Origin of the sequence: Streptomyces sp. NPDC058289 (assembly GCF_042880975.1) — a bacterium.
In the GTDB taxonomy this organism is placed as follows: domain Bacteria; phylum Actinomycetota; class Actinomycetes; order Streptomycetales; family Streptomycetaceae; genus Streptomyces; species Streptomyces stoeckheimensis.
This window is the reverse complement of record NZ_JBHVYI010000006.1, coordinates 30860-55222: the sequence shown is the minus strand read 5'-3', so window position 1 is coordinate 55222 and position 24363 is coordinate 30860. Positions and strand designations below refer to the sequence as shown.

Here is a 24363-nt window from a genome sequence, read left to right as displayed (position 1 = left end):
CTGTCGGGATGGCGGGGTGTCGGTGTGTCGGTGCGCAGGGACGAGGGGCCCGCCCGGAAGGTCCGGCCGTGGCCCCTCGTCCCACCGCCCGGCTACCAGAGGACGGGGAGCCGCTCGGGGAGGCGCTTCATGAACCGGGTGCGCCAGACGAGCTGGTCGACCGGTACGGCGAGCTGGAGGCGGGGCATCTTCTCCAGGAGCACTTCGAGGGCGATCTCGGTGTGCCGCTTGCCGAGGGCGGTGGCGGGGCAGTAGTGCTGGCCGCCGCCGAAGGAGAGGTGGGTGGCCGCGTTCTGCCGGTCGATGTCGACGACGTGGGGATCGCCGAACACGGTCGGGTCCGTGTTGGCGGCCTCGACCAGGACGAGGAGGAGCTCCCCCTTCTTCACCTCGACGTCCCCGAGGGTGAGGTCCTCGAGGGCGAGGCGGGGCAGGCCGTCACCGATCGAGAGGTTGACCCGCAGGAGTTCGTCCACGGCGGCCGGGATCTTCTCCGGCGCCTTCCGCAACTGCTCCCACACGTCCGGGTTCTGGAGGAGGGAGAGGACCGCCATGGTCAGGAAGCCCATGGTGGAGATGACGCCGGCGCCGAACAGGGTGACCCCCACCGTGGCGAGCATCTCGTCGGTGAGGTGGGCGTATTCGGGGTCCGGGCGCAGGGCCGCCAGCTCGGCGACGAGCCCGGTGGTGGCGGGGTCGTCGAGGCGCTCGACCATGTAGGCGATGTCCCGGTCCCAGTTGAGCTTGGCACCGGTGATCGGGCAGGCCGAGTTCATGAACGCGATGTCGAGGCTGGACGCCAGGCGTGGGGCGTCGGCCTGCGGGATGCCGATGATGCGGCAGTGCAGGTTCTCGGCGTACGGGTTCGTGAACTGGCTGCGGAGGTCGACCGGCGCCCCGTGGGTCAGGAGGCCGTCGACGAGGGTGGAGGCGTGACCGCGCATCCAGTCGGTGAGGCCGTCGGTCTTGGGGTTGATCGCCTTCAGGACGGCCTTGCGCAGCCCGGCGCCGGTGATGTTGCCCATGTTGTTGACGACCTCGGGCGGGATCGTCAGTGCGTACTGGCGGGGCACCCCGGGAGCGGAGGTGTCCTTCAGGCTGAACCTGGGATCCTCGAGGACCTGCTTGCACAGCTCGTAGGAGGAGACGAGCCAGGCTTCGTCCCCGGCGATCGTGCGGACCCGCTTGACCGGCTCGTCACGCAACTCCTCCACCTGGTGGGGGAGCTGGTCGCCGCGCGCGGAGAACGGGAAGTCGAGGAGGGTCTCAGTGGACATCGGGGGCTCCTTCGGCGGGGGTGATGACGGCATGGCCCTGGTTGCGCGAGGCGCGCAGTCCGGAGCCGCGCGAATAGAGCAGTTCCGCCATCGGCAGGAGCTGGTGGTAGCAGTTGAGGGAGGACGGCACCCCGAGGATCGCGGGGGTGTCGAGGAAGAGCGGCGCTTCGGCGCAGACGTACTTCAGGCAGACGTCGCGCTGCCGGGTGGTGGCGGTCTTCCCGCCGAGCACTTTGGACGAGAGGAACGCGTCGACCAGGGAGTTGCAGGTGCTGCGGAATTCCGGGTCGGTGTCGAGCAGGTTGTACAGGTGGGCGTGGAGCGCGCGGTACGCGGGGATGTCGGTGAGGGCCGACATGGGCCGGGAGCGTAAACGCGTGCCGGTGGGATCGGCTTCGGCCGCCGCGTTGTTGACCTTGGCGCGGACGCCCCGGAGGTTCTTGACCGCCTTGCGCCGGGCTTCGTCGGGGTCGTAGCCCAGGGCCTCGTACATCTCGGCCACGTGCAGGTCGGTGTAGATGAGATCGACCTGCGCGAAGTTGCGCATGCCCCACAGAGCGAGGTCGATGACCCGCTGGGCGGAGAAGTAGCTGTTTCCCGGCGAGATGCCGATCACAGCGTGGTCGCCTTCGGTGTGGATCACCTGGCAGTGCGGGGTGTACGGCCGGACTGTGAAGACTTCGGTCAATGTCGTCAACAGGTGTAGGGTCCTTCGCGCCGCAAGTCCCATGGGGCCCTGTGCTCCGGGTGTGGCGGCGACGTGACGGAAAGGTACCGGAGCGGTGCGCACCGTCCTATGCCTTCCGGCCAGTAACTCACCTGCTGGACAGCACCGTTGCCCGGGGCTACGAGCAGGGAACGGACCTTCCGTCGGCTGGACGAGGTCCCGGCCCTCCCGGGCCGGTGGTACGTACGGGGGTCACCTCCCTCACCGAGGCGACCCCCGGGGAGATGACCGGTTACCGCCCTGCCGGATGGTGCAGGCGACGCCAGTAACCCGCGAGGTCGCCGACCGAGGTGGTGACCGAGTCGAGGGCCATCGTCGTGCGGGTGTCCTGGTCGTAGCGGCCCCATCGCGGCATGGGGTGGTGATTCGGGTCGCCGGTGCGGATGAAGGAGATCCACGCCGTGTGCATCGTCGAGGCGAGACCGTCGCGGACCCGGGGGTTCAGCCCCGCGAGGAAGGGCGCCTGCGACCACTTGTCGAAGTTGTCGAACACGAACGGCAGTTCCAGGCAGTGTGCGGCCGCAAGTCGACCGCCGTGCGCGGGCGTCGGAAGGTTGAACTGGTACGCCCAGACCGGACGTCCGCGGGCCGCGCGCCGTTCGGCCAGCGCCACGGCGGGCATGCGGAACAGGTCGTCGGTGATCAGGTCCATCAGTACGTCCACGGGGCGGGCGCCCGGCCGGGCCTCTGCGTACGCGGTGTACGCCTGCTCCGCCCGGTTCCCGAAGGTGTCCCGCGCCCGGGCCACCACCTGCTCCTTGGTCGCGGCGCCGTACGGCTCGCTCAGTGCGAAGGCGAAGTTGGCCTCCTCCCTGGTCCAGCCGATCAGGACGTCGATGTCCGCCCCGGCTCCGCCGAGCAGCAGGTCGGCGGGGTCGCGGTCCAGCGTGACCCCGTCGAGCACCGGCAGGAACGGGGTCGACCAGTAGCCCCACCGTCCGGTGCGCCCGAACATCTCGAAGGTGGCGGCGATCAGGCGCGGCCAGGGCACGGCCCGCAGTTCCGTCACGTTCTTGGCACCGAGGATGTCCAGGAAGGCGGCGGTGCGCTCGAGGGATTCGGTACGGGTGGGGATCTTCAGCCCGAGCGGTGGGCTCTGCAGGATGGCGCGCCGGAACAACGGGCGACCCTTGGGCCGGGCACCGGCCAGCGCCGCGACCGACAGTGCGCCGCCGGACTGGCCGGCGAGGGTGATGTCGTCGGGGTCCCCGCCGAACGCGGCGATGTTGTCGCGTACCCAGCGCAGCGCGGCGAGTTGATCGGTGAGCCAGAAGTTTCCGCCGGCGCCGTCCTCGCCGAAGTAGAGGTAACCCAGCGGCCCCAGGCGGTAGTTGACGGTCACGACGACGAGGTCACCGTTGCGTGAGAAGGTTTCGCCGGAGTAGTTGGGCATCGAGCCGGACCCGGAGATGAAGCCGCCGCCGTGGATCCACACCATCACCGGCCGCTTGGCGTCGTCGGTTCCGGGCGTCCAGACGTTGAGCGTGAGGCAGTCCTCGTCGAAGGGGGGCGAGCCGTGGGTGCCGAGCACCTGGTCGCCTCCCTCTCGGTAGGGCTGCGGGGCGCTCGGGCCGAAGGCGGTCGCGTCGCGCGTGCCCTGCCAGCCGGGGTGGGGCTGAGCCGGCCGCCATCGGAGGGCGCCGACCGGCGGCGCCGCGTAAGGCACGCCCTTGAACACGGCGAGACCGCCTTCCGTGGTCCCGCGCAGTCGGCCCGAGGGCAGTTCCACGACGGGCGAGGACTCGGCCGCCGCGCGCGGGGAGGCCTGCGCCGCGTGCCCGCCCGCCCCGGAGAGCAGTGCGGCGCCTGCCAACACCCCGCTGTTCTTGAGGACTTTGCGCCGTGATGGATCGTCGGTCATGGTGCTTCACTCCCTGACTGATCGTGGGCCCGTAGCCGGAATGTCTATAGCGCGAATTTGACGAGGGTCAGTATTGCGCCATGCGCAGGGCGTGGGTCAAGGGGTCCGGGGTGGGTGCGGGCACTTATCTTGCGCACTCTTGACGAGCGTCGTAAAAGCGCGATAGACACGTGTCACTTCGACCGGAGGCCAGGCCTGGACCTGAGCGCCGGATCTTCCGCGCCTGGGACTCTCCACGGCGGCCTCATCAGCAACATCCCGCCCTTCAGGGTCGGTTGACAACGTACGGAGTTCCCATGGCAGGTCGGTTTCGTCCCGTTGGTCTGGCCGTCGCATCGACGGCGCTCTTGCTGACCACCGCATGTGGTGGTGCGAGCCTCGGGACCGGTGAGGACAAGCAGAGCGGGCCCGTGAAGATCGGGCTCCTCGTCCCGCAGTCGGGGACCTACAAGGCGCTGGGCGACGACATGAAGCAGGGCTTCGAGCTCTATGTCGCGCAGCACGGCGGCAAGCTCGGCGGCCGTGAGGTGGAGATCGTCGTCGCGGACGAGGGGGAGACGGCGGACTCGGGCAAGGCCGCAGCAGAGAAGCTGGTCAAGCAGGACCGGGTGCTCGCGGTGAGCGGGGTGGTCAGCTCGGCCACCATCAACGGGGTCAAGGACCTGTTCGAGACCGGCAAGGTCCCGCTCGTCGGCTCGAACGCCTCGCCCACGACGCTCACCGGAACCAAGTACATCTGGCGCACCTCGTACGTCAACGACGAACCGGGCAAGGCACTCGGCAAGCACGTGGCCGAGCGGGCCGGCGGCCCGGTCTACCTGATCGCCGCGGGATACCAGGCGGGCAAGGACGAGGTGGAGGGCTTCAAGTCCACCTTCCTGCCGGCGGGCGGCACGATCGCGGGCGAGGAGGTCTACACGCCGTTCCCGGGGACCAAGAACTTCCAGCCGTACCTCGCGCAGATCGAGAAGTCCGGCGCGAAGGCCGTCTTCTGCTTCTACGCCGGCGGCGCGGCCGTCGACTTCGTCAAGCAGTACCGGGACTTCGGACTGGCCGGCAAGATCCCGCTCTACGCACCCGGCTTCCTCACCGAGGGCGGTGTGCTCAAGGGACAGGGAGACGCGGCCAACGGCATCCTCACGGCGCTCAACTACAGCGCGGACCTGGACAATCCCGCCAACAAGCAGTTCGCACCGGCGTACACGGCCGCCCACGGTACGGCCCCGACCACGTACGCGATGGCGTCATGGGACGCGGCGCAGGTCCTCGACAAGGCGATCAAGGCGGCCGGATCCACGGTGACCTCCGAGTCGGTCAACGCCGCCATCGCCCGGGTGGGGGACATCGACAGCCCGCGCGGCACCTGGCGGTTCAACAGCGGCGGGACGCCCGTCCAGCCCTGGTACCTGCGCGAGGTCAAGCAGGGTGCCAACACCGTCAGTTCCGAGCTCGGCAGACTGGGCGGCTGACATGTCCGGATGGTTGGACGGCAACTTCGTCAGCGTCATCGACGGGGTCGCCTTCGGTCTGCTGCTGTTCACGATCGCGGTCGGACTCTCCCTGGTCTTCGGCATGATGGACGTGCTCAACCTCGCGCACGGCACGCTCTACCTGGCCGGAGCCTACGTCGCCTACGCCCTGTCCGACGGCAGCCTGTCGGGGCTCCTCCTCGCACTGCTGGCGGGCGTCCTGGTGGGCACCATGGGCGGGGCCGCGCTCACCTTCCTCACCCAACCCCTGGCTCGCCGCGGACACCTGGACCAAGCCGTGCTGACGCTCGGCATCAGCTTCATCGTGGCGGACCTCCTCGCCGCGTCCTTCGGCGGAGACGTGCTGCCCACCGACCCGCCCACGGCCCTGCGCGGGACGGTCGACCTCCTCGGCCACTCCTATCCGGTCTACCGGCTGGTGTTCATCGCCGTCGCGGCCGGCCTCGCGCTCCTCGTGTACCTCGTCTTCGAGCGCAGTTCCCTCGGCGCCCTCGTCCGGGCCACCGTCGCCGACCGGGACATGGTCCGCGCGCTGGGTGTCGACATCCGCAAGGTGCTCTACGGAGTCTTCGCTTCCGGCGCCGCCCTTGCGGTGGTCGGCGGAGTCCTCGGAGCGCCGATCCTCGGCCCCGGGCCGGGCGTCGACGAGACCGTGCTCGTCCTCTCCCTCGTCGTCGTGGTCGTGGGGGGTCTCGGATCGGTGCGCGGCGCACTCGCCGGAGCGCTCCTGATCGGCCAGGTGCAGACGCTCGGGGTGGCGCTGCTCCCGGAGTACGCCCCCTTCCTCCTCTTCGGCACCATGCTGCTCGTCCTCGTGGTCCGCCCGCACGGCCTCGTCGCCTCGGCGGTGCGCGCATGAGCCCGTCCGCATCCACCGGTTCCGCATCCGCCGGTTCCCCATCCACCCGTTCCGCACCTGCCGGTTCGCCACCCGCCGACTCCGCATCCACCGGCTCCGCGACACGGCGGCGGCTGTGGGCAACCGCCGTGGCCGGCACGCTCGCCCTGGCCCCCTTCGTGCTCGGCCCTTACGCCGTCGGCACCCTGTCGCGGATCCTGGTGTTCGCCCTCCTCGTGCTGAGCGTGAACCTGCTCACCGGACTGACCGGGCTGCCGACCCTCGGCCAGTCCGCCTACTTCGGCGTCGGCGCCTATACGGCGGCGATCGTGGCGACGCGGCTCACCGACATCGGCCCCCTCCAACTCCTCATCGCCGCAGCCGTCTCCGCACTGGTGGCGGCAGGGACCGGATGGCTGGCCGTGAGAGCCCGGGGCGTGGTGTTCCTGATGCTCACGCTGGCCATCGGCGAGATCGTCTACAGCGCCGCCGTCAACTGGAAGTCCCTGACGAACGGCACCGACGGCATGTCGGGCATCCCGCCCGTCGTACCGCTACCCGGCATGCCCGCCCTGGAGCTCGACGGGCTGGTCTACTTCTACGTCCTGGCCGTGTTCCTGCTGCTCTACGCGGCGGTCTCCCGCCTGGGCTCGACCTCGTTCGCCCTTGCCCTGCGCGGCATCCGCGACAACGAGCCCCGCATGCGGGCGATCGGCTACCCCACCCAGCGGTACGCCCTGACCGTCTACTGCGGCGCCGGGGCGTTGGCCGGAGCCGCCGGGGCCCTGTGGGTCTCGGTCCAGCGGTTCGTCTCGCCCGGCGATGCCGGCTTCGAGATCGCCGCGCTGGCCCTACTGGCCGTCGTCATCGGAGGCTCCGGCTCGATGTGGGGGGCCTGCGCCGGCGCCGCACTGGTCTGGCTCACCCGCGACTACCTCGGAAACCTCGAAGCCGTCGCAGGCCGCGGACCGCTGTTGCTCGGATTGCTCTTCGTCATCGCCGTCTACACGCTGCCCCGAGGACTGGCCGGCGTACGCATCCCGCACAGGCTCACCCGGAAGAGGACGGCGTGACAGATCGCGACCTACTGGAACTGCGCCGGGTATCACGGCACTTCGGCTCCTTCCGAGCCCTGGACGAGGTCGACCTGACGGTGCGGGCAGGTGCCCGGCACGCGATCATCGGCCCGAACGGTGCGGGCAAGTCCACGCTGTTCGGCCTGATCTCGGGAACCTTGCCGACCACGGCCGGAACCATCCTCGTCGACGGACGGGACGTGACCCGGCTGCCCGTACACCGCAGGGTCGGGCTCGGCGTCGCGGCGACGTTCCAGCACTCCAGCCTCTTCCTGCGCGAGACCGTCCTGGAGAACGTGCTGCTCGCCGTGGTACGCCGCACCGGTTCCCGGGCCGGTTCCCGCGTCGGTTCCCGGGCTGCCTCCCGGGACGCGGCGATCGCGCAGGCGCACGAACTGCTCGACCGGGTGGGCCTGCCCACCCGGCACGGCCTCACGGCCGCCGAGCTCTCGCACGGCGAGCGGCGCCAACTGGAGGTCGCCGTGGCGCTGGGGACCGAACCCCGGCTGCTGCTCCTGGACGAGCCGGCCGCCGGCATGTCGCCGGCGGAGACGGCGCGGCTCACCGAACTGATAGCCGCCCTGCCCCGGGAGGTCACCGTCCTTCTCATCGAGCACGACCTCGACATGGTCTTCGAACTCGCCGACACGGTGACGGTCATGCACCTCGGCAAACACCTGAAGACCGGCTCCCCGGACGAGGTGCGCGCCTCCGCCGAAGTCCAGACCGCCTACCTGGGCACCATGGAGGTCACCTCGTGAACCCGCTCCTGCGCTTGCGCGGACTGCGCTCCGGCTACGCCGGGGGCGTCGTCCTCGGCGGTGTCGACCTCGACCTCGAGGAGGGCGGGACCGTCGCCCTCCTCGGCCGGAACGGAGTCGGGAAGACCACCCTCATCTCGACCGTCATGGGACTCGTCCGCCCCTACGAAGGCAGCGTCGTCCTCGACGGCCGGGAGCTGGCCGGAGCCCGTGTCGACGTGATCGCCCGGGCAGGGGTCGGCGTGGTCCCCCAGGGCCGCAGGGTGTTCGCCCCGCTGACCGTGGACGAACACCTGACGATCGCCTCGCGGAGCCCGGCGCGCGGCCCCTGGACCAGGGCCCGCATCCTCGACCTGCTGCCGCGGCTGGAGGAGCGGCTCGGTCACCGTGGCGACCAGCTTTCCGGAGGGGAGCAGCAGATGCTCGCGATCGCCCGGGCCCTGCTGGGCAATCCGCGCCTGCTGCTCCTCGACGAGCCGTCCGACGGCCTCGCGCCGGCGATCGTCTCCCAAGTGGGCCAGGTGATCCGCGAGGTGAGCGCGCAGGGCATGTCGGTCGTCCTCGTCGAACAGAACCTGGGGCTGGCCCTCTCCGTCGCACGGAGCGTGGCGGTGATGCAGAAGGGCGTCATCGTCCACCAGTCGGCGGCCGCGGAACTCGCGTCCCGTCCCGAGGACCTGCGGCGCCTGCTGGGCGTCGACTGACGCGGCCGGCTCCTCGTCCGCATGGCGGGGGAGGAGCCGGCCGCGGTGGTCCTGCCCACGGAGCCGGCCCGCTGCGAAGCGGCGCGGCCTTCAGTTCATGGTGGAGCCGATCGTCGTCGAACCGGTCGCCAGAACGTCGTCGCCGGGAGCGAACCGTCGGACTTCCTGGCACCGTACGCGCTGGTGGCGTCCGTGCCGAGGAAGGGCGGGGTCGCGACCCCCGAGTCCCAGTTGTTGGCCGCCGAGACGACCGAAGGGCCCCGCGTGGCGAGCCCCGAACCGTTGCTCACGGCGAGGTTCCGGGCCATCCGCGCCGCCCCGGTCGCGAAGTAGTATCCCCACTTCCCGTTGGCGTACGAGGTCGTACGGTTGAGGACGATGGCTCCCTTGTTGCTGTTCTCGGTGAACCCGTTTCCCGCGTTGCCCCAGGCCGCCGAGTTGTTGACGACATGGGCGACGACCTCGCCGTCGCCACCCAGCTTGTAGCCGTTGCCGTCTCCCGCGAAGGCGGAGTCGGACCACCGGTTCTTGCCGTTCCCGTATGACCAGGTGTGTTCGATCGTCACGGGGCTGGACCAGGACCACAGGTCGATGCCGTCGTCGGAGTTGTTGAAGAGTCGTGCCCCGGTGATCAGGTTTCCGGTGCCCGAACCGAATTTCACGGCGAGCCCGTCGGCGTTCTCACCGTGATTGGCGGCGTCGTAATGACCGTACGAGTCAAGGTTCCTGACGGTGTTGTTGTTCGTGTCGTCGCCGGTGAGCGTGAAGCCGGAGTCGCCGCCGTTGATCGTCCTGATGTCCGACCACTCGGTGCCGGTGCAGGAGGTGCAGACGACGGCGCTGTCGGGGGAGTTCTGGAACGTGATGCCGGAGACGGTCCAGTAGTCGGCGGTCAGTTTGAAGATCCAGGACCCGGCGGGCAGGTTCGAGCCGTCGATCTTCACCGTCTCGGAGCCGTAGGGCTGGAGCCGGATGCGGCTGCCGGCGGTGCCATTGGCGGTGGACTGGAGAACGGCCGTCGGGTAGTAGGTGCCGCCGCGGACCTGGATGACCGTGCCGGGCGTGGCGTTCTTGACCGCGGCGGCCAGCGCGGTCGAGGTGGCGACGACGACGGTGGCGGCATGGGCGGGGGCCGCCAGCGCTCCGAGGCCGGCGGTGGTGGTGAGGAGGGACAGGGCGATTGAAGCGCTGCGCTTGGTTCCGTTGCGAGACATGACGTGCGGGTCCTCTCGTGTGTTCAGGAACAGGCGGGCACGGGACGCCAGTCGGCCAGATAGCACTCGCGCGTCGCCGACTCGGCCTCCAACGAGGTGAGTTGAGGACGGTTCTGTGGAATCTCGGTCTGCGCACCCGGACCGGTGTTGCGGTACTCGGCGAAGCGCTGGGCCTGCCACGGATGGGCGTCGCGCATGTTCGCGTACGGTGCGGTGGAGTCGATGCCCGGACCGAGCACGCTGCCGCGGACGACGAGCGACGGCCAGGCGGTCGGGTCCGAGCCCGGAACCCAGGGCCGGGCCAGCTTGTAGAAGCCGTCCGGTGCCTCACTGGTCACCCGGCAGCGGACGGCCAGCAGACCGTACGGGTTGACGCGGGTGGTGGAGGGGGCGAAGACGAAGCCGTACGGGGCGCCCGCCAGATCGGCGCGCAGCAGAGTACGGAAGTGGCAGTGTTCGAACACGGCGCGGGCCCTGCCGAAGACGAAGTCGACGTCGCCCTCGACGTAACAGTGGGCGAAGTACTGGCGGGCGACGGTGGCCAACGCCATCGAGTCGGTGTAGAGGGTGTCCTGATGTCCGAGGAACCGGCAGTGGAAGAAGGCGGACCGGTCGCCCTGGACCTTGATCGCGACTGCCTGCGTCCCGGGATTCCCGGGGAGGTCGGTGCGCAGGAAGTCGTTCGCGAAGGTGATCCACTGTGCCGTGAATCCGTCCGCCTGGACGGTTGTGGTCGCCGAACCGGTCGTGCCGTACGTGCCGCCGTCGGGCCGTGCCGTGCCGGCCGCGTTGTCGTACACGACGACGACGTCACGGGGGATCTCGCTCGCGCCGATCCAGGTCATGGCGGTGCGGGCCGGGCTGACGGCGACGGTCTCCCGGTACGTGCCGGGTGCGAGGACCAGCGTCCAGCCGGGACCGTCCGCCGCGTTCACCGCGGCCTGGACGGTGGTGTGGTCTCCGAGGCCGCCCGGGTGGACGTACAGGGTGCGCTCGGTGAGCCGGGCAGCGGGCGAACCGAACCGGCCGAACGGGCCGCCCCCGGGGAGGGCTGCGGCGCGGCCGCCGGCCAGGGCGAGCGCGAACGCCGCTCCGGCACCGGCGGAGAGCAGGGAACGGCGGCCGAGAACGGCCCGTGAGTGGTGCGAGGGCATGGGGAAGCTCCTTCGCTGCAAAAAGGGGGGAGAGGAAGAGGCGTCCGGAACGTCAGCAGAGTCGGCCCGCGCCGGCGCGGCGGTCGACGAGGGCGGGCACGGCCTGCGGCACGTCGACCCGGGTGCGCAGGGACGGCGTCCAGCCCGCGTCGGCGCGCAGGATCTCTCCGGGGAACTGGGCGTTGTGGACCGCGAGGAGGTCGAGCGGCGCACCGTTGACGAGGTTGCCCGCAGTGGTGACCGGGGCGTCCTTCCACTTCTTGAGGATCGTGCCGGCCTGGACGCCCTCGGCGAGCGTGAAGGAGTTCTTCTCGGCGACGAGCTGGGACTCGATTCCGATGCCCAGGCTGTAGGCGTAGTCCGCACCGGGCACCACGAAGTGGTTGTTGTAGGCGTCGACCTTGCCGAAGCGGACCCGCGGCGCCCGTTCGACGACGTTCTTGAAGAGATTGTGGTGGAGGGTGGTACGCAGTTTGCCGCGGTCGGTGGCACCCGCGCTGTCGCTGTTGCCGATCATCAGGGTCTTGTCGTGGTCGGCGAAGACGTTCCAGGAGACGGTGACCAGGTCGGCGCCGCGCACGATGTCCAGTTCGCCGTCGTGTTGCTGGTAGGGCTCGCCGTAGTACGAGGGCAGGGAACTGTCCGGGTGGGCCCCGTCGGTGAACGTGTTGTGGTCGATCCACACATGGGTGGAGCCGTACGCGACCACGCTGTCGTACTCGGAGTTCCACGCCCCCGTCGCCCCGTCCGTCGGGTCCCACTGCGGGAAGCAGTCGAGCGGGCTCTCCACGGTCAGGTTGCGGACGACGACGTTGTCGACGCCCTGGATCTGAAGGCTGCCGCCGGTGATGCCGGCGTTCCTGCCGACGCCGACGATCGTCGTGTTGGCGGGGACGTACGCCTTGATGGCCTTCCCCTGCGCCTTGGCCGAGGCGGCGCGCAGATCCTCCTGCTCCCCGCTGACCTCGGTGTCGTGTCCCCAGACCGCGGGGTCGTAGGCGGCGAGGTACGCCTCGAAGTCGTACCCGGGAGCCTCGAAGGCCGCGCAGCCGGCGGCCGTGGCGTTCAGCGTGCCCACGACCTTGACGATCCGCGGCTCGGTTCCCGCGACGGCGAGCGCCGCACGCAACTCCTCCCAGGTGGTGACGGTGAAGACGCGGGAGGCAGCGGCCGCGGCGCCGCCGCTGGTTCCCGTACCGTCGGACGCCCAGCCGTCACCGGCCGGAAGAACCTGACGGGCGAGGTCGGGCGCCGCGGGTCCGGCGTGCGCGGCGGTCGTGGGACCGGTGAGGCTCAGGACGAGGGCGGTGGCGCCCACCGCCCATGTTCGTGTGGGTCGCATGCTCAGCTCTCCTCGGAATCGGGCCAGGTGATCCATTGCGCGGGGACTTCCTCTTCGGTGCGGCGGGTGTCGCCCGTTGCGAGGGCGCGGGTGTGGAGGAGCCCGGTGGCGACCATCCGGGCCACGGCGATCGCGCCCGGCGGGTTGAAGTGGGTGTTGTCCTGCTCGGTCGCCGTCCAGTTGAAGTACGTCTTCGTGGTCTCCGGGCCGAGCTCCTGCCAGAGGGCCAGGGACTGCTCCTGGACATCGATGACGGCGACGTCCTCCTCCGCGGCCACCTGCCGCATCGCGGCCGGATACTCCCCGTGGGTGCGCAGAGCGGTGCCCTCGGCGTCGAACCTGCGGCGCTCGACGGAGGTGGCGAGGACCGGCAGGGCTCCGCACGCACGCGCGCCGTCGACGAACCGGCCCAGGTTGTCCTGATAGGTGGTCCAGGGCTCGGTGTAGCGCGTCGGGTCCGTGGTCTTCTGGTCGTTGTGGCCGAACTGGATCAGCAGGAGGTCTCCGGGCCGGATCACGTCCAGGATCGCGGTCAGCCGGCCCTCGTCGATGAAGCTCTTGGTGCTGCGGCCGTTGACCGCGTGGTTCGCGACCGTCACGCCCCGGTGCAGGAAGAAGGGCAGGGCCATGCCCCAGCCGGTCTCCGGGGCGGCGTCGGCGTACTTCTGCGCTGCCGTGGAGTCACCGGCGATGTAGAGGGTGCGCCCGCGCCCTCTTCCTCGGGGGACGGCCGCGGCGGGGGTCGCGGTCACGGCGGGGGTCGCGGCCAGGGCGAGCGCGAGCCCTGCCCCGGCCGTGACCGCCCGGCGGCGGGTGAGGGTCACTTCTTCTGGGTCTTCCACTCGGCCTGCGCCGTGTTCAGCTGCTCGGCGAGGCTGTCCAGGAACTCCTTCGACGTGGACTTGCCGAGCAGGACCTTCTGGAACGCGGGCTCGTTGTCGGCCTTGGAGATGGTGTTCCAGTCGGGCAGGTAGTACGGCAGCTGCACGATCGTGGCCTTGCCGCTGAAGAGGGCCTCGGCGGCGAGCTTGGTCGGCTCGGCCTTCTGGATCCAGGGGTCCTGGGCCGCCTCGGTGTTGGCCGGGATCGCGCCCGCCGACTCGTTCCACTTGCTGTTGGAGGCGTGCGAGGCGGCGAACTCGATGAACTTCCAGGCAGCCGACTTGTTCTTGCTCGACGAGAAGAGGGCGAGGCCGTCGACCGGGTGGGAGACCTGCACGCGGGTGCCGTCGTCGGTGGTCGGGTTCGGGACGCCCCGGAACTTCTCCGTACCGAGTGCCTTCACATGGTCCTTGTACGAGCCCAGGTTGTGGCTCACCATGCCGATCTCGCCGCTGTCCCACTGGGCGACCATCTTGGTGAAGTCGTTGTTGACGTCGGCCGCCGGGGTGTTGTTCTTGAACAGCCCCACGTACTTCTCCAACGCGGCGACGTTCCTGGGGTCGTTGACCGTGGTCCTGTCACCGTCCCAGAAGCCGGTGACCCCGCTCTGGCCGTACATGGCGTCCAGCGCCTGGGCGATGGATCCCGCACCGCCGCGGATGGTGTAGCCGAACTTGTTCGCGTCCTTCCGGGTCAGCTTGTCGGCCGCCGCGTAGAACGCGGACCAGGTGTCGGGCGCCGGCAGGCCGGCCGCCGCGAACAGGTCGGTGCGGTAGTAGAGGACACCGTTGCTGGCGGAGGTGGGAACGGTGAAGAGCTTGTCCTTGCCCCCCGCCGACTTCACGCTCTCGACCATTCCCGCGTTGAGCTTGCCCTTGAGCGCGCTGCCGTCGACGCGGGCGTCGAGCGGCTCCAAGGCGTTCTGCACGGCGATCCCGGCGAGCATCGCCGCTCCGACGCCGCCGACATCCGGCAGGCCGCCGCCCTGGATGGCCGTGTCGTACTTGGACTGCACCTCCGTCGAGGCGATCCCGACGTAGTTCACCTTGATCTCGGGGTTCTGCTTCTCGAAGTCCGCGATGATCGCCTTCCAGACGTCGGTGCGGACACCGCCGTTGTTGTCCCAGAAGGTGATCTCTCCCTTGCCCGAACCCTCGCCGCCCTTGTCGCCCGCTGCGCCGCTGCCGTCGTCTCCGCAGGCGGTGGCGGTCAGGACGAGCACGCTGGTCAGGGCGAGGGCGCAGACAGCTCTGCGTCGTCCTTGACGGAAACTGGTCATCGTCGGCTCTCTTCTCTCAGGGTCTCTCGGGGGTGTGTGAAGGGGGACGGGGTGATGCGGAGCGGGGTGATCACGGCCGGGGCGCGGTACGGCTCATGCCGCGACCGCCTTGGACACCAGCGCCGCGGCCTCTGCCCGCCCCAGACGGCCGTCGGCCACCACGGTGACCACCCGCCGTACGACGCTCGCTCCGGCCGCGACGGCCAGCCGCCGGTCAGGGGCGAGGGAGGAACCCACGCCCGGATACTCGGCGGCGCGCAGGAACCACGGGTCGCGCCGGGTCTCCTCGGTCGCGCCGGCGAAGACCAGGGTCCAGCCCCGGCCGGACAGAGCGACCCACTCGGAACGGGAGCCGTGCGCGGCCTCCTCGCCGTCAGCGTCCGCGCTGAAGACGACCGGGTCCGCAGCCTCTTTGGGGGCGCGCCAGAAGAAGCCGCCGTAGGCCGCGCCCGGCCGTCCGTTGGTGGCCGGGCTGCCGAAGGACAGGTCCTGTCCCGACGCCTCGGTGAGCGAGAAGGTGAAGTCCAGGGCCCAGGCCGAGTCGCTCAGTGCCGCCGTCACCACGGTCCGGCGCTCGCGCAGGAGCACCCGGCCACCGGCCGTCCAGCTCAGCTCCTCCACGAACCCGTCCCGGTCGAGGCGGGTGAAGCCGTCGTGCCGCTGCACGCCGTGGTTGTCGAGCGCGGTCGGCCCCCGGTCGCGTACGAAGGTGCGCCCGCCCCAGAAGTTGTGGCCCGCCACATCGGGCACGGCCACGCCCGCGCCGAGGTGGTGCGGGTGGTCCTCGGGCATCAGCTCGGTGACGGGGACCCCCGCCAAGGTGGTGACCGGATGCAGGTAGGGCCGGGGAGAGTGGTCCCGCGCCAGGACCGGGCCGGCCGTGTAGTGCGCCACCGGGCGGCCGGCGCAGCGCAGGACGAGCGTCGCGTTCATCGGGTCTCCGCCCTGGTCGGCAGCGTCCAGGGGGCGCCCAGTTCGGAGTAGAGGTCGAGCGTGTGGGCACTCCTGTCGACGAGTGCGTCGATCCCGTCGACGACCCGGCGCGGCGTGTCCCGGCCCGGCTCGGTGTGCCAGTACGCGGCCGGCAGCGCCACGGGATCGGGCGCCAGCCGGATCGCCTCCACGACCCGCATGAACGCGCCGGTCTCCTCGGGCGGTACGTACAGTCCCTCGCCGTCCGTCACATGGCCGACGAGGTTCTCCAGGAGATCGGTCCGGCCGTGGACGGTCTCCTCCGGACCGTGCCCGGCCCGTTGGAGCAGCACCCGGTCCTGCCGGTACCAGAAGGTGATGCGGCCCCGGCTGCCGTGAACCACCACGTACGGCTCGGAGTTCGTCTCGGCGCACAGGGTCGCCGCGACGGTGAGCCGGGTGCCGGCCGTGGTCACGATCCGGACGCAGGAGGTGTCGTCGGACTCGATGGCGTTGGCGCGCAGGAGCTCGGCCTCGATGGACTCGACGTCCTCGGCCCGCGTGCTCCCGGCGAGGGCCAGCGTGGTGGCGACGGCGTGGGCCAGCGGGTTGGTCAGGGCCCCGTCGACGACGTCGACGCCGTGCAGGCGCCGGCGACCGGCCCAGGGCGCACGCCGGAAGTACGCCTCGTCACGGACCCACGCGCCGGCCGCGCCGACCCCGAGGAGTTCGCCGATCTCGCCCTCCTCGATGAGCCGCCTGATGGCCGCGACGGCATGCGAGCCGAGGGACTGGAAGCCGATCTGGCAGGAAACGCCGGCCGCCGCGACCGCGTCCGCCATCCGGCGGAACTCCGCGTACGACGGTGCCGGGGGCTTCTCCAGGAGGATGTGCGCGCCGTGGCGGGCGGCGGTCAGGGCCAGATCGGTGTGGGTCTGGATCGGCGTACACAGCACGGCGATCCCGGCCCCGGTCGAGGCCAGCAGCGAGTCGAGGTCCGAGGACTGCTCCGGGGCGCCGAACCCCTCCAACTCGCCGGCGGTGAGCGGCTGCAGCTCGCAGACGCCGACGAGGCGGACCAGGCCGAGGTGTTCGAGCCGATGGATGTTGAGCAGGTGCGAACGGCCGTGGCCGCGTGCGCCCGCCAGGACCACGGGCACGGGGGTGCGTAGGGTGCCGGAGGCGTTGCTCATCCCTTCACCGCCCCTGCGCTGAAGCCGGTGACCAGCCACCTCTGGATGAAGGCGAACACGATCACGACGGGCACCGCCGCGATCACTCCACCCGCGGCGAGCGCGCCCAGGTCGACGCTATCCGCGCCCATGAGGGTGTTCAGGCCGACCGGGATGGTCTGCTTCTCCTGGCTGCTGAGGAACATCAGCGCGAAGAGGAAGTGGTTCCAGGCGTGGACGAAGGCGAAGGAGCCGACGGCGACCAGACCGGGCCGCAGGAGCGGCAGGACGACGATGCGGAACGCGCCGAAGCGGTTGCAGCCGTCCACCCAGGCGGCCTCCTCCAGCGAGTACGGCACGTTCTTGATGAAGCCGCTGATGAGGATCATGGACAAGGGGAGCTGGAAGACCGTCTCCGCGATGATGACGCTGCCCAGCGAGTTGATCATCCGCAGACTGGCGAAGGTCTGGAACAGCGGTACGAGCAGCAGCGCGCCCGGCACGAACTGGGAGCACAGCAGGGCCAGCATGAAGCCCTGCTTGATCCGGAAGTCGAAGCGGGCCAGCGCGTAGCCCCCGGCGAGCGCGATCACCGTGGTCATCACCAGGGTCGCGAGGCCGATGAGCAGACTGTTCTGGAAGAAGGTGGCGAAGCCCCGCTCGGTCCACACCTTCTCGAAGTGCTCGGTGGTCATGGGCCACGGCACCAGTGCGGTGGAGCCTGCCGGCCGCAGTGCGAAGAGCAGGATCCAGTAGAAGGGGATCAGGGTGAAGAGAAGATAGATGCCGAGCGGCAGGTAGATCTGCCACCGGGGGACCTCGTCCCAGGCGCGTCGCCGTCTCATTTGCTGTCGCCTCCGAACTTGCTCAGGCGCAGATAGACCATCGAGCAGAAGAGAAGGATGGTGAACGCCACCGTCGTGAGGGCGGAGGCGTATCCGAAGTTGTGGGCGTCGACACTGGTGTTGGCGATGTAGAGGGGCAGCGTGGTCGTCTCGCCCGCGGGGCCGCCGCCGGTGAGCGTGTAGAGGAGATCCACGTTGTTGAACTCCCACACCGCCCGCAGCAGGGTGGACAGGATGATCGCGTCCCTGAGGTGCGGAAGCGTGATGTGGAGGAACTGCCGCAGCCGGCCGGCCCCGTCGACCTCGGCGGCCTCGTACAGATCCTTAGGTACGGACTGGAGGTCGGCGAGGATGAGGATCGCGAAGAAGGGGACGCCGCGCCACAGGTCGGCGACGACCACCGCGGAGAAGACCGTGGAGGTGTCGGACAGCCAGGACGTGCCGTACTCGCCGATTCCCATGTCCGGGAGGTAACGGGTCACCCCGGTCTGGGAGTTGTAGAGCAGCACCCAGATGGCCGACGTCAGCACCCCGGAGACCGCCCACGGGGAGAACACCAGCGCCCGCCCCAGGGCGCGGCCCGCGAACGTCTGGTTGACGATCAGCGCGAGGGCCAGGCCGAACAGGAGCTGCAGGCTCACCTCGACGGCGACCCACTTCGCGCTGAAGGTCAGCGTCCCCCAGAAGTGCGGGTCGTCGGTGAAGATCCGCGTGAAGTTGTCGAAGCCGGCGAAGCCGTTCCGCCAGGGCTTGGTGGGGTTGTAGTCCTGAAGGCTGTAGTAGAAGACGCTGAGCACGGGATAGGCGATGAAGCCCAGCATCAGCAGCGCGGCGGGGGCGATCAGCAGGTACGGCAGTCGGCGGGGGGTTGCTCCCGTGCGGCGGGTCACAGCTGAGGCCATGACGGTGGCTCCGTTCTCGGTGTTTCGGGCAGGCGGACGCGCCGGTCGTGCCGGTCGTGCCGGTCGCGCGAAGGAATCAGCCCGCGTAGGGGTCGGGAGTCGCCCCGGGCCGGGCCAGGAACTCGAAGTCGCATCCGGTGTCGGCCTGGGTGATCTGCTCGGTGTAGAGCGCCCCGTAGCCGCGCTCGTAGCGGACCGGCGGCGGGGTCCATGCCTCTCGTCGGCGCACCAACTCGTCCTCGGCGAGGTGCAGATGAAGGGTGCGCGTCTCGACGTCGAGGGTGATCGTGTCGCCCGTGCGGACGAGGGCGAGCGGCCCGCCGACGTACGACTCGGGCGCCACGTGGAGCACGCACGCGCCGTAACTCGTGCCGCTCATACGGGCGTCGGAGATCCGAACCATGTCCCGTACGCCCTGCTCCAGCAGGTACTTGGGGATCGGCAGCATCCCGTACTCCGGCATCCCCGGTCCGCCCTTCGGCCCGGAGCCCCGCAGCACGAGCACATGGTCCGCGGTGATCCCGAGGGCCGGGTCGTCGATGGTCCGCTGCATCGTGCGGTAGTCGTCGAACACCACTGCCGGGCCGGTGTGCTTCAGCAGGTGCGGTTCGGCCGCGATGTGCTTGATGACCGCGCCGTCCGGGCAGAGGTTCCCGCGCAGCACCGCGACCCCACCCTCGGGCGCGAGCGGCCGTTCGCGCTCCCGGATCACCTCGTCGTTGTGCACGCGGGCGCCGTCGAGCTGTTCCCGCAGCGTGTCGTGGGAGACGGTCGGCCGGTCGAGGTGCAGCACGTCGGTGAGCCGGGAGAGGAATGCGGGCATGCCGCCGGCGAAGTGGAAGTCCTCCATGAGGAACCGCCCGCCGGGGCGGAGGTCGGCCAGCACCGGAACGGTCCGCGCGATGCGGTCGAAGTCGTCCAGCGTGAGCTTCACCCCCGAACGGCCGGCCATGGCGATCAGATGGATGACCGCGTTCGTCGACCCGCCGAGCGCCAGGACGGCGGCGACCGCATCCTCGTACGCCTCCCGGCTCAAGATCGTGGACAGCCGCCGGTCCTGCCGTACGAGCTCCACGATCCGCATCCCCGAGGCGGCCGCCATCCGGTCGTGGCCCGAGTCGACCGCCGGGATCGAGGAGGCGCCCGGCACGGTCACTCCGAGGGTCTCGGCGGCGGCGGTCAGCGTGGACGCCGTGCCCATCGTCATGCAGTGGCCGGGGGAGCGGGCCAGCCCGCTCTCCAGCTCGGCCATTTCGCAGTCCCCGATCAGGCCCGCCCGCTTGTCGTCCCAGTACTTCCACATGTCGGTGCCGGAACCGAGAGTCTCGCCCCGCCAGTGGCCCGGCAGCATCGGCCCGGCCGGCACGAAGACGGTCGGCAGATCCACCGAGGCCGCGCCCATCAGCAGCGCCGGGGTCGACTTGTCGCAGCCGCCGAGGAGAACCGCGCCGTCGACCGGATAGGAGCGCAGCAGCTCCTCCGTCTCCATCGCGAGGAGGTTGCGGTAGAGCATCGGCGTCGGCTTCTGGAAGGTCTCGGAGAGAGTGGACACCGGGAATTCGAGCGGGAAGCCACCGGCTTGCCACACACCCCGCTTCACGGCCTGCGCGCGGTCCCGGAGATGGACGTGGCAGGGATTGATGTCGGACCAGGTGTTGAGGACCGCCACCACCGGCTTGCCCATGTGCTCCTCGGGGAGGTAGCCGAGCTGGCGCGTGCGGGCGCGGTGGCTGAACGAGCGCAGTCCGTCCGTCCCGTACCACTGGTGGCTGCGCAACTGGTCGGGTCGCCGGCTCATGTCCGCCATCCGGCGGCTATCGCGGCAACCTCGGCGCGGGCGGATACGGGCAGCTCGCGGCTGGGCGGGCGGATGTCGCGCCGGCACAGACCGAGCGAGGCGAGGGCTTCCTTGACGACGGTGACGTTGTCGGCGCTGCCGTTGGCGGCCCGCAACTCCTCGAAGCGGCGGATCCGCTCCCACACCTTCATGGCGCCCTGGTAGTCGCCGGCCCGCAGGGCGGACAGCATCTCCAGGGAGAGTGCGGGGCAGACGTTGACCAGGCCGGAGGTGAAGCCCGTCGCACCTCCCGCGAAGTAGGACGGGGCGTACGGTTCGGCGAGTCCCGCCACCCAGACGAAGCGCTCCAGCCCCGCGTCACGGGCGAAGCCGGCGAACCGGGCCGCGTCCGGGACGGCGTACTTCACGCCGACCACGTTCGGACAGGCGTCGCCCAGCTCCGCGAGCCGCACGCCGCTCAGCTGCGGGTTGCGGATGTAGGGGACGATGCCGAGTTCGGGCACGGCCTCGGCGATGGCCCGGTGGTAGTCGACCCAGCCGTCCTCGGAGACGTACGGGTGCACGGGCTGGTGCACCATCAGCATCGGTGCTCCGCTGGCGCGTGCGTGCCGGGCCGCCGCGACCGCCGTCGGCACGTCGTGACCCACACCGACCAGGACCGCGGCGTTCTCGCCCGCCTCCTCGATCGTCAACTCCGTCACCCGGAAGCGTTCTTCGGGTGTCAGGGCATAGAACTCGCCGGTGTTCCCGTTCGGAGTGAGCGTGCGCACCCCGCCGTCGATCAGGCGGCGAAGCAGCGTGCGGTGCGCGTCGGTGTCCAGATCGCCCGCGGCGGTGAAGGGCGTGACCGGGATGGCCACGACATCGGCGAGTGCGGTCCTCAGGGTCTCGAACGTCATGGTCACTCGCTGTCCTGGGGGTGGGCGTCCTGGGGGAAGGCGCGCTGGACGAAGGAGGCGATGTGGTCGTGGACGGCCCGGCCGGCCAGGTCCGCGTCGCCGGCGGCGGCGAGGCGCAGGATCTCCTCGTGTTCGGCGGCCTCGCGCTCCCAGGAAGGGACGGCGGCCCAGGCGACGGTGGAGACGAGGGCGGCCTGGTCGCGGACCTCGTCGAGCATCCGGCCGAGCAAAGGGTTGCCGCAGGGCAGGTAGAGGGCCCGGTGGAACTCCCGGTTGGCGAGCGAGCGTTCCGCCGGATCCTCGGCTCCGGCGGCCCGCCGCAGCGCCTCGTGCGCGGCGTCGAGCGGAGCGCGTGCGGCCACCGTGCGGCGGACCGCCTCGGGTTCCAGGAGCAGTCGTACGTCGTACACCTCTCGGGCCATGTCGGCGTCCACCATGCGCACGGTGACGCCCTTGTACTGGCTCACCACGACGAGCCCGGTGCCCGCGAGGGTCTTGAGCGCCTCGCGGACCGGGGTCTTGGACACCCCGAAGTGGGCGGCGAGTTCGGTTTCGACCAGGGCCTGACCGGGACTCAGGGTTCCGGTGAGGATGTCGTGCTTGATCGCCTCCAGGACGTACTGGGTGCGGGATGGGATGGGGCTCGGGGCGAAGGCCATGACGCACTCTCAGATCTCGTGTATCGCGTCTCATATATGATGTACGAAGAGCAATGACGAGAAGCTAAGCCGCAGTTGGTGTTTCGTCAATGCTTCGCGCACGAGTCGTGGAAAGCGCTTACTGCGCGGCCTCGACCGTCAGTGCGGCCAGCGCGGTGGGTCGGTGCAGAAGCGGCCGCCCAGGTACAGGCCGTCCGGGTCGCCCTCGCCCGGGACTCCCTGCTGGGCGATGAGCCGCTGCGCGAACCGCTCCGAATCGTCCTGCGGTTCGTAACCGATGGCCCGTGCCGAGGAAAGGTCCCACCACACCCGGGTGTTGGCGGAGGAGCCGTACACGACCGTGTGCCCGACGCCCTCGGCGCTGAGCGCCGCGTGGAGGAGCCGTGCGCAGTCGGCGGGGCTCAGCCACATCGACAGCATCCGGACCGTGGTCGGCTCGGGGAAGCACGAGCCGACCCGCACCGATACGGTCTCGATGCCGTGAAGGTCCCAGTAGAGCTGGGCCAGATCCTCGCCGAAGCACTTGGACAAGCCGTAGAAGCTGTCGGGCCGGCGCGGGGTGTCGACGGGGATCAGCGGGTCGTCCCCGCTCGGTTGCGGGGTGAAGCCGACGGCGTGGTTGCTGGAGGCGAAGACGATGCGGCGCACCCCCTCCTCGCGGGCTGCCTCGTAGAGGTGGTGCAGGCCGGTGACGTTGGCGGCCAGTACCCTTTCGAAGGTGGACTCCAGGGATATCCCCGCGAGATGGATGATCGCGTCGACACCCCGGACGGCCTCCCGCAGCGCCTCGCGGTCGGCGAGGTCGGCGACGATCGCGTCCGGTGCGCCGTCGACCGGCACCAGGTCGAGCAGCCGGAGCCGGTATCCGTAACCGGGCAGCAGCTCCCGCATCAGGGTGCCGACACCCCCGGCCGCGCCGGTGAGCAGAACGGTCTGGGGCGTACGCGTGTGTGAGGTCTCCATGCGGAGAACGTAGTCACATACGTGAACGCGAGGAAGGGCGTTTCTGAAGATCGCCGACGGTGGGCGCCCAGGCGGGGGCAATGCTTGACGATGTCTCGAGCGGGTGCCTACTGTTCGCAACGTTCATGGCCATGACCAGAGTTCATAGGTCTGAACATTCCCGAATCCACACACAGGCGGTGAGGTTCCGATGGTGACGGCGACCGGATACGCGTACCCCTGGGACTTCGCCGGTGATCCCGCAGCCGCCGAGCGGGCGCGCGAGGTCGGCGTGGAGACCGTGGCCGTCGCGGCGAACTACCACAGCACCCGAGCCGCCACCCCGCTCCACCCGCGCCACCGGCTGGTGGACGCCGAGTACGCCGCCTGCTACCTCCCGGTCCGCCCCGCCGCCTGGCGAGGCGTGAGACTGGTGCCCCGGGTTCCCCGCTGGACGGAACCCGACTCCTTCACCGTGGCCCGGAAGGCTCTCGTCACGGCGGGGCTACGGGTCGCCGCATGGACCGTCCTCACCCACAACAGCGCGCTGGGGCGCGAGAATCCGGACCTCGTACGGCGCAATGCCTTCGGTGAGCCGTACCCCTACGCCCTGTGCCCGCAGGCACCCCAGGTCGCCGACTACTGCGCGACCCTCGTGCGCGAGGTCGCCTTGCTCGGTGAGGCCGACGGCCTGATCCTGGAAGCCGCCGGGCCGCTGGGAGTGGATCACGGCGGCCATCATGACAAGACCGAGTTCGCCCAGTGGACCCCCGTCCAGCGGCAGTTGCTCTCCCTGTGCTTCTGTGCCTCCTGCCTTCGCCTCCAGCGGGCGTCGGGCCTCGATCCCGAACGCGTCGCAGCTCAGGTCCGTGCGGCGCTCGGGTCGACGGAGCCGCCGCCGAAGAGTCCCGAGGAAGCCCTCGGGGCGCATGTGGCCACCGCGTTGCGAGCGTGCGCAGACGCATCCGCTTCCGCCCTGCACGCCCGCCTGGTCGCCACCGCGCGAACCGCCGTGCCCGGCATCCGCATCACCGTGCACGGCTCCGTGTCCCCCTGGGCCACCGGGGCCTTCGCGCCCGTCGGGTCAACCGTGACCGAGGGCATCGACGCGGTGGTCGCCAATTGCTGGGCGGTCGACTCCGAGGCCGACTCCGACTCCGCCTCCGGCGGAGGTGTGGTTGCCGCCCTCCGTGATCTGGCTCCACCCGCCACCGCCGTCGGCGGCTACTTCCGTCCCGAGACCCTGCCCGCTGACGAGGAGGGCCTCGGCGCACTGGCCGCCCGACAGGTGGCCGCCGGCCTGAGCGAGGCGCACCTCTACCACCTCGGCCTGGTCCCGCCGGCGGGCCTCGACCGGTTGCGCAACCTCGTCGCCGCCCTGCGGAGCGCGTGAGCCGTAGGAACTCGGGCGGGCGCGGGGTGCCGTACGGGCGACCCCGCGCGGGCCGGGCGCGCCGACCCGCGGAATCGTTCCCGCTCGCCGCAGGAGACTGCCCGGCCCACGGGCTTCCTGCTCAACGAGAAGGAATGCGCATTGACGTGAGCATGTCATCTCCGTAGGGTAGTAAGCGCTTTCTGTATCTCATCGAGAGAACCGCATGCCATGTCCTGTGAAGGGGCTGCGGAGGG

Annotated in this window: 21 protein-coding genes and 1 pseudogene; 6 read left to right on the top strand and 16 right to left on the bottom strand. The window is 70.3% G+C overall.

Going from position 1 to position 24363, the window contains the following annotated elements; genetic code table 11:
* Positions 1–92: 92 nt before the first annotated feature.
* The 3 genes from ACFVX6_RS04465 to ACFVX6_RS04455 all read right to left on the bottom strand — a co-directional run bounded on the left by ACFVX6_RS04465 (position 93) and on the right by ACFVX6_RS04455 (position 3865).
* Positions 93–1277, bottom strand: a complete 1185-nt coding sequence (locus tag ACFVX6_RS04465; RefSeq protein ID WP_389687848.1) for a cytochrome P450 — start codon at positions 1275–1277, stop codon at positions 93–95.
* Positions 1267–1974, bottom strand: a complete 708-nt coding sequence (locus ACFVX6_RS04460) for a tRNA-dependent cyclodipeptide synthase (protein WP_389687846.1) — start codon at positions 1972–1974, stop codon at positions 1267–1269. Before ACFVX6_RS04460 ends, ACFVX6_RS04465 begins: the two co-directional genes overlap by 11 nt.
* Before the next feature lie 262 nt (positions 1975–2236).
* Entirely contained in the window at positions 2237–3865 is a 1629-nt protein-coding gene (locus tag ACFVX6_RS04455; protein ID WP_389687844.1) for a carboxylesterase/lipase family protein, read from the bottom strand.
* Between the two features lie 296 nt (positions 3866–4161).
* On the opposite strand from ACFVX6_RS04455, the gene ACFVX6_RS04450 reads away from it, so the two are divergent.
* From ACFVX6_RS04450 to ACFVX6_RS04430, 5 genes are all read left to right on the top strand, one after another.
* Positions 4162–5334 carry an ABC transporter substrate-binding protein gene (locus ACFVX6_RS04450; RefSeq protein WP_389687842.1) on the top strand — a complete coding sequence of 391 codons (1173 nt, stop codon included), beginning with the start codon at positions 4162–4164 and terminating at the stop codon, positions 5332–5334.
* A gap of 1 nt (position 5335) precedes the next feature.
* Positions 5336–6214, top strand: a complete 879-nt coding sequence (locus ACFVX6_RS04445) for a branched-chain amino acid ABC transporter permease (protein ID WP_389687840.1) — start codon at positions 5336–5338, stop codon at positions 6212–6214.
* Between the two features lie 128 nt (positions 6215–6342).
* On the top strand, positions 6343–7266 hold the full coding sequence (locus ACFVX6_RS04440; RefSeq protein WP_389687838.1) for a branched-chain amino acid ABC transporter permease: 924 nt from the start codon (positions 6343–6345) through the stop codon (positions 7264–7266).
* Complete coding sequence (locus ACFVX6_RS04435; protein ID WP_389687836.1) at positions 7263–8030, top strand: ABC transporter ATP-binding protein; 768 nt, start codon at positions 7263–7265, stop codon at positions 8028–8030. Before ACFVX6_RS04440 ends, ACFVX6_RS04435 begins: the two co-directional genes overlap by 4 nt.
* Positions 8027–8734 (top strand): ABC transporter ATP-binding protein, encoded by a 708-nt coding sequence (locus ACFVX6_RS04430; RefSeq protein WP_389687834.1) that lies wholly within the window; start codon positions 8027–8029, stop codon positions 8732–8734. The genes ACFVX6_RS04435 and ACFVX6_RS04430 overlap by 4 nt, the downstream gene beginning before the upstream one ends.
* A 90-nt stretch (positions 8735–8824) precedes the next feature.
* On the opposite strand, the pseudogene ACFVX6_RS04425 reads toward ACFVX6_RS04430, so the two are convergent.
* The 13 genes and pseudogenes from ACFVX6_RS04425 to ACFVX6_RS04365 form a co-directional block, all read right to left on the bottom strand.
* Positions 8825–9948 (bottom strand): annotated as a pseudogene (locus tag ACFVX6_RS04425) (pectate lyase).
* A gap of 23 nt (positions 9949–9971) precedes the next feature.
* A complete protein-coding gene (locus ACFVX6_RS04420) occupies positions 9972–11102 on the bottom strand; it encodes a pectinesterase family protein (protein ID WP_389687832.1) in 1131 nt (376 codons plus the stop codon).
* A gap of 52 nt (positions 11103–11154) precedes the next feature.
* On the bottom strand, positions 11155–12444 hold the full coding sequence (locus tag ACFVX6_RS04415; RefSeq protein WP_389687829.1) for a polysaccharide lyase family 1 protein: 1290 nt from the start codon (positions 12442–12444) through the stop codon (positions 11155–11157).
* Between the two features lie 2 nt (positions 12445–12446).
* On the bottom strand, positions 12447–13268 hold the full coding sequence (locus tag ACFVX6_RS04410) for a rhamnogalacturonan acetylesterase (RefSeq protein ID WP_389687825.1): 822 nt from the start codon (positions 13266–13268) through the stop codon (positions 12447–12449).
* On the bottom strand, positions 13265–14605 hold the full coding sequence (locus ACFVX6_RS04405; protein WP_389687823.1) for an ABC transporter substrate-binding protein: 1341 nt from the start codon (positions 14603–14605) through the stop codon (positions 13265–13267). Before ACFVX6_RS04405 ends, ACFVX6_RS04410 begins: the two co-directional genes overlap by 4 nt.
* A 93-nt stretch (positions 14606–14698) precedes the next feature.
* Positions 14699–15538, bottom strand: coding sequence for a PmoA family protein (locus ACFVX6_RS04400; protein ID WP_389687821.1), 840 nt, complete (start codon positions 15536–15538; stop codon positions 14699–14701).
* Complete coding sequence (locus ACFVX6_RS04395; protein ID WP_389687819.1) at positions 15535–16710, bottom strand: Gfo/Idh/MocA family protein; 1176 nt, start codon at positions 16708–16710, stop codon at positions 15535–15537. The genes ACFVX6_RS04400 and ACFVX6_RS04395 overlap by 4 nt, the downstream gene beginning before the upstream one ends.
* Positions 16707–17534: a carbohydrate ABC transporter permease gene (locus ACFVX6_RS04390; protein WP_389687817.1), complete on the bottom strand. Its 828-nt coding sequence runs from the start codon at positions 17532–17534 to the stop codon at positions 16707–16709. Before ACFVX6_RS04390 ends, ACFVX6_RS04395 begins: the two co-directional genes overlap by 4 nt.
* On the bottom strand, positions 17531–18436 hold the full coding sequence (locus ACFVX6_RS04385; protein ID WP_389687815.1) for a carbohydrate ABC transporter permease: 906 nt from the start codon (positions 18434–18436) through the stop codon (positions 17531–17533). Before ACFVX6_RS04385 ends, ACFVX6_RS04390 begins: the two co-directional genes overlap by 4 nt.
* 76 nt (positions 18437–18512) lie before the next feature.
* Positions 18513–20234 carry an L-arabinonate dehydratase gene (gene araD, locus ACFVX6_RS04380; protein WP_389687813.1) on the bottom strand — a complete coding sequence of 574 codons (1722 nt, stop codon included), beginning with the start codon at positions 20232–20234 and terminating at the stop codon, positions 18513–18515.
* Positions 20231–21133: a dihydrodipicolinate synthase family protein gene (locus ACFVX6_RS04375; protein WP_389687811.1), complete on the bottom strand. Its 903-nt coding sequence runs from the start codon at positions 21131–21133 to the stop codon at positions 20231–20233. The genes araD and ACFVX6_RS04375 overlap by 4 nt, the downstream gene beginning before the upstream one ends.
* Before the next feature lie 2 nt (positions 21134–21135).
* Complete coding sequence (locus ACFVX6_RS04370; protein ID WP_389687809.1) at positions 21136–21792, bottom strand: GntR family transcriptional regulator; 657 nt, start codon at positions 21790–21792, stop codon at positions 21136–21138.
* 138 nt (positions 21793–21930) lie between these two features.
* Positions 21931–22755, bottom strand: coding sequence for an NAD-dependent epimerase/dehydratase family protein (locus tag ACFVX6_RS04365; RefSeq protein WP_389687807.1), 825 nt, complete (start codon positions 22753–22755; stop codon positions 21931–21933).
* Positions 22756–22945: 190 nt separating this feature from the next.
* On the opposite strand from ACFVX6_RS04365, the gene ACFVX6_RS04360 reads away from it, so the two are divergent.
* Positions 22946–24127 carry a hypothetical protein gene (locus ACFVX6_RS04360; protein WP_389687805.1) on the top strand — a complete coding sequence of 394 codons (1182 nt, stop codon included), beginning with the start codon at positions 22946–22948 and terminating at the stop codon, positions 24125–24127.
* Positions 24128–24363 lie beyond the last annotated feature (236 nt).

Coding starts and splice junctions, on each gene's coding strand:
- ACFVX6_RS04465 (WP_389687848.1), bottom strand. CDS start 1,277: ATGTCCACTGAGACCCTCCTCGACTTCCCGTTCTCCGCGCGCGGCGAC.
- ACFVX6_RS04455 (WP_389687844.1), bottom strand. CDS start 3,865: ATGACCGACGATCCATCACGGCGCAAAGTCCTCAAGAACAGCGGGGTG.
- ACFVX6_RS04450 (WP_389687842.1), top strand. CDS start 4,162: ATGGCAGGTCGGTTTCGTCCCGTTGGTCTGGCCGTCGCATCGACGGCG.
- ACFVX6_RS04445 (WP_389687840.1), top strand. CDS start 5,336: ATGTCCGGATGGTTGGACGGCAACTTCGTCAGCGTCATCGACGGGGTC.
- ACFVX6_RS04420 (WP_389687832.1), bottom strand. CDS start 11,102: ATGCCCTCGCACCACTCACGGGCCGTTCTCGGCCGCCGTTCCCTGCTC.
- ACFVX6_RS04415 (WP_389687829.1), bottom strand. CDS start 12,444: ATGCGACCCACACGAACATGGGCGGTGGGCGCCACCGCCCTCGTCCTG.
- ACFVX6_RS04405 (WP_389687823.1), bottom strand. CDS start 14,605: ATGACCAGTTTCCGTCAAGGACGACGCAGAGCTGTCTGCGCCCTCGCC.
- ACFVX6_RS04400 (WP_389687821.1), bottom strand. CDS start 15,538: ATGAACGCGACGCTCGTCCTGCGCTGCGCCGGCCGCCCGGTGGCGCAC.
- ACFVX6_RS04395 (WP_389687819.1), bottom strand. CDS start 16,710: ATGAGCAACGCCTCCGGCACCCTACGCACCCCCGTGCCCGTGGTCCTG.
- ACFVX6_RS04390 (WP_389687817.1), bottom strand. CDS start 17,534: ATGAGACGGCGACGCGCCTGGGACGAGGTCCCCCGGTGGCAGATCTAC.
- ACFVX6_RS04385 (WP_389687815.1), bottom strand. CDS start 18,436: ATGGCCTCAGCTGTGACCCGCCGCACGGGAGCAACCCCCCGCCGACTG.
- araD (WP_389687813.1), bottom strand. CDS start 20,234: ATGAGCCGGCGACCCGACCAGTTGCGCAGCCACCAGTGGTACGGGACG.
- ACFVX6_RS04375 (WP_389687811.1), bottom strand. CDS start 21,133: ATGACGTTCGAGACCCTGAGGACCGCACTCGCCGATGTCGTGGCCATC.
- ACFVX6_RS04370 (WP_389687809.1), bottom strand. CDS start 21,792: ATGGCCTTCGCCCCGAGCCCCATCCCATCCCGCACCCAGTACGTCCTG.
- ACFVX6_RS04365 (WP_389687807.1), bottom strand. CDS start 22,755: ATGGAGACCTCACACACGCGTACGCCCCAGACCGTTCTGCTCACCGGC.
- ACFVX6_RS04360 (WP_389687805.1), top strand. CDS start 22,946: ATGGTGACGGCGACCGGATACGCGTACCCCTGGGACTTCGCCGGTGAT.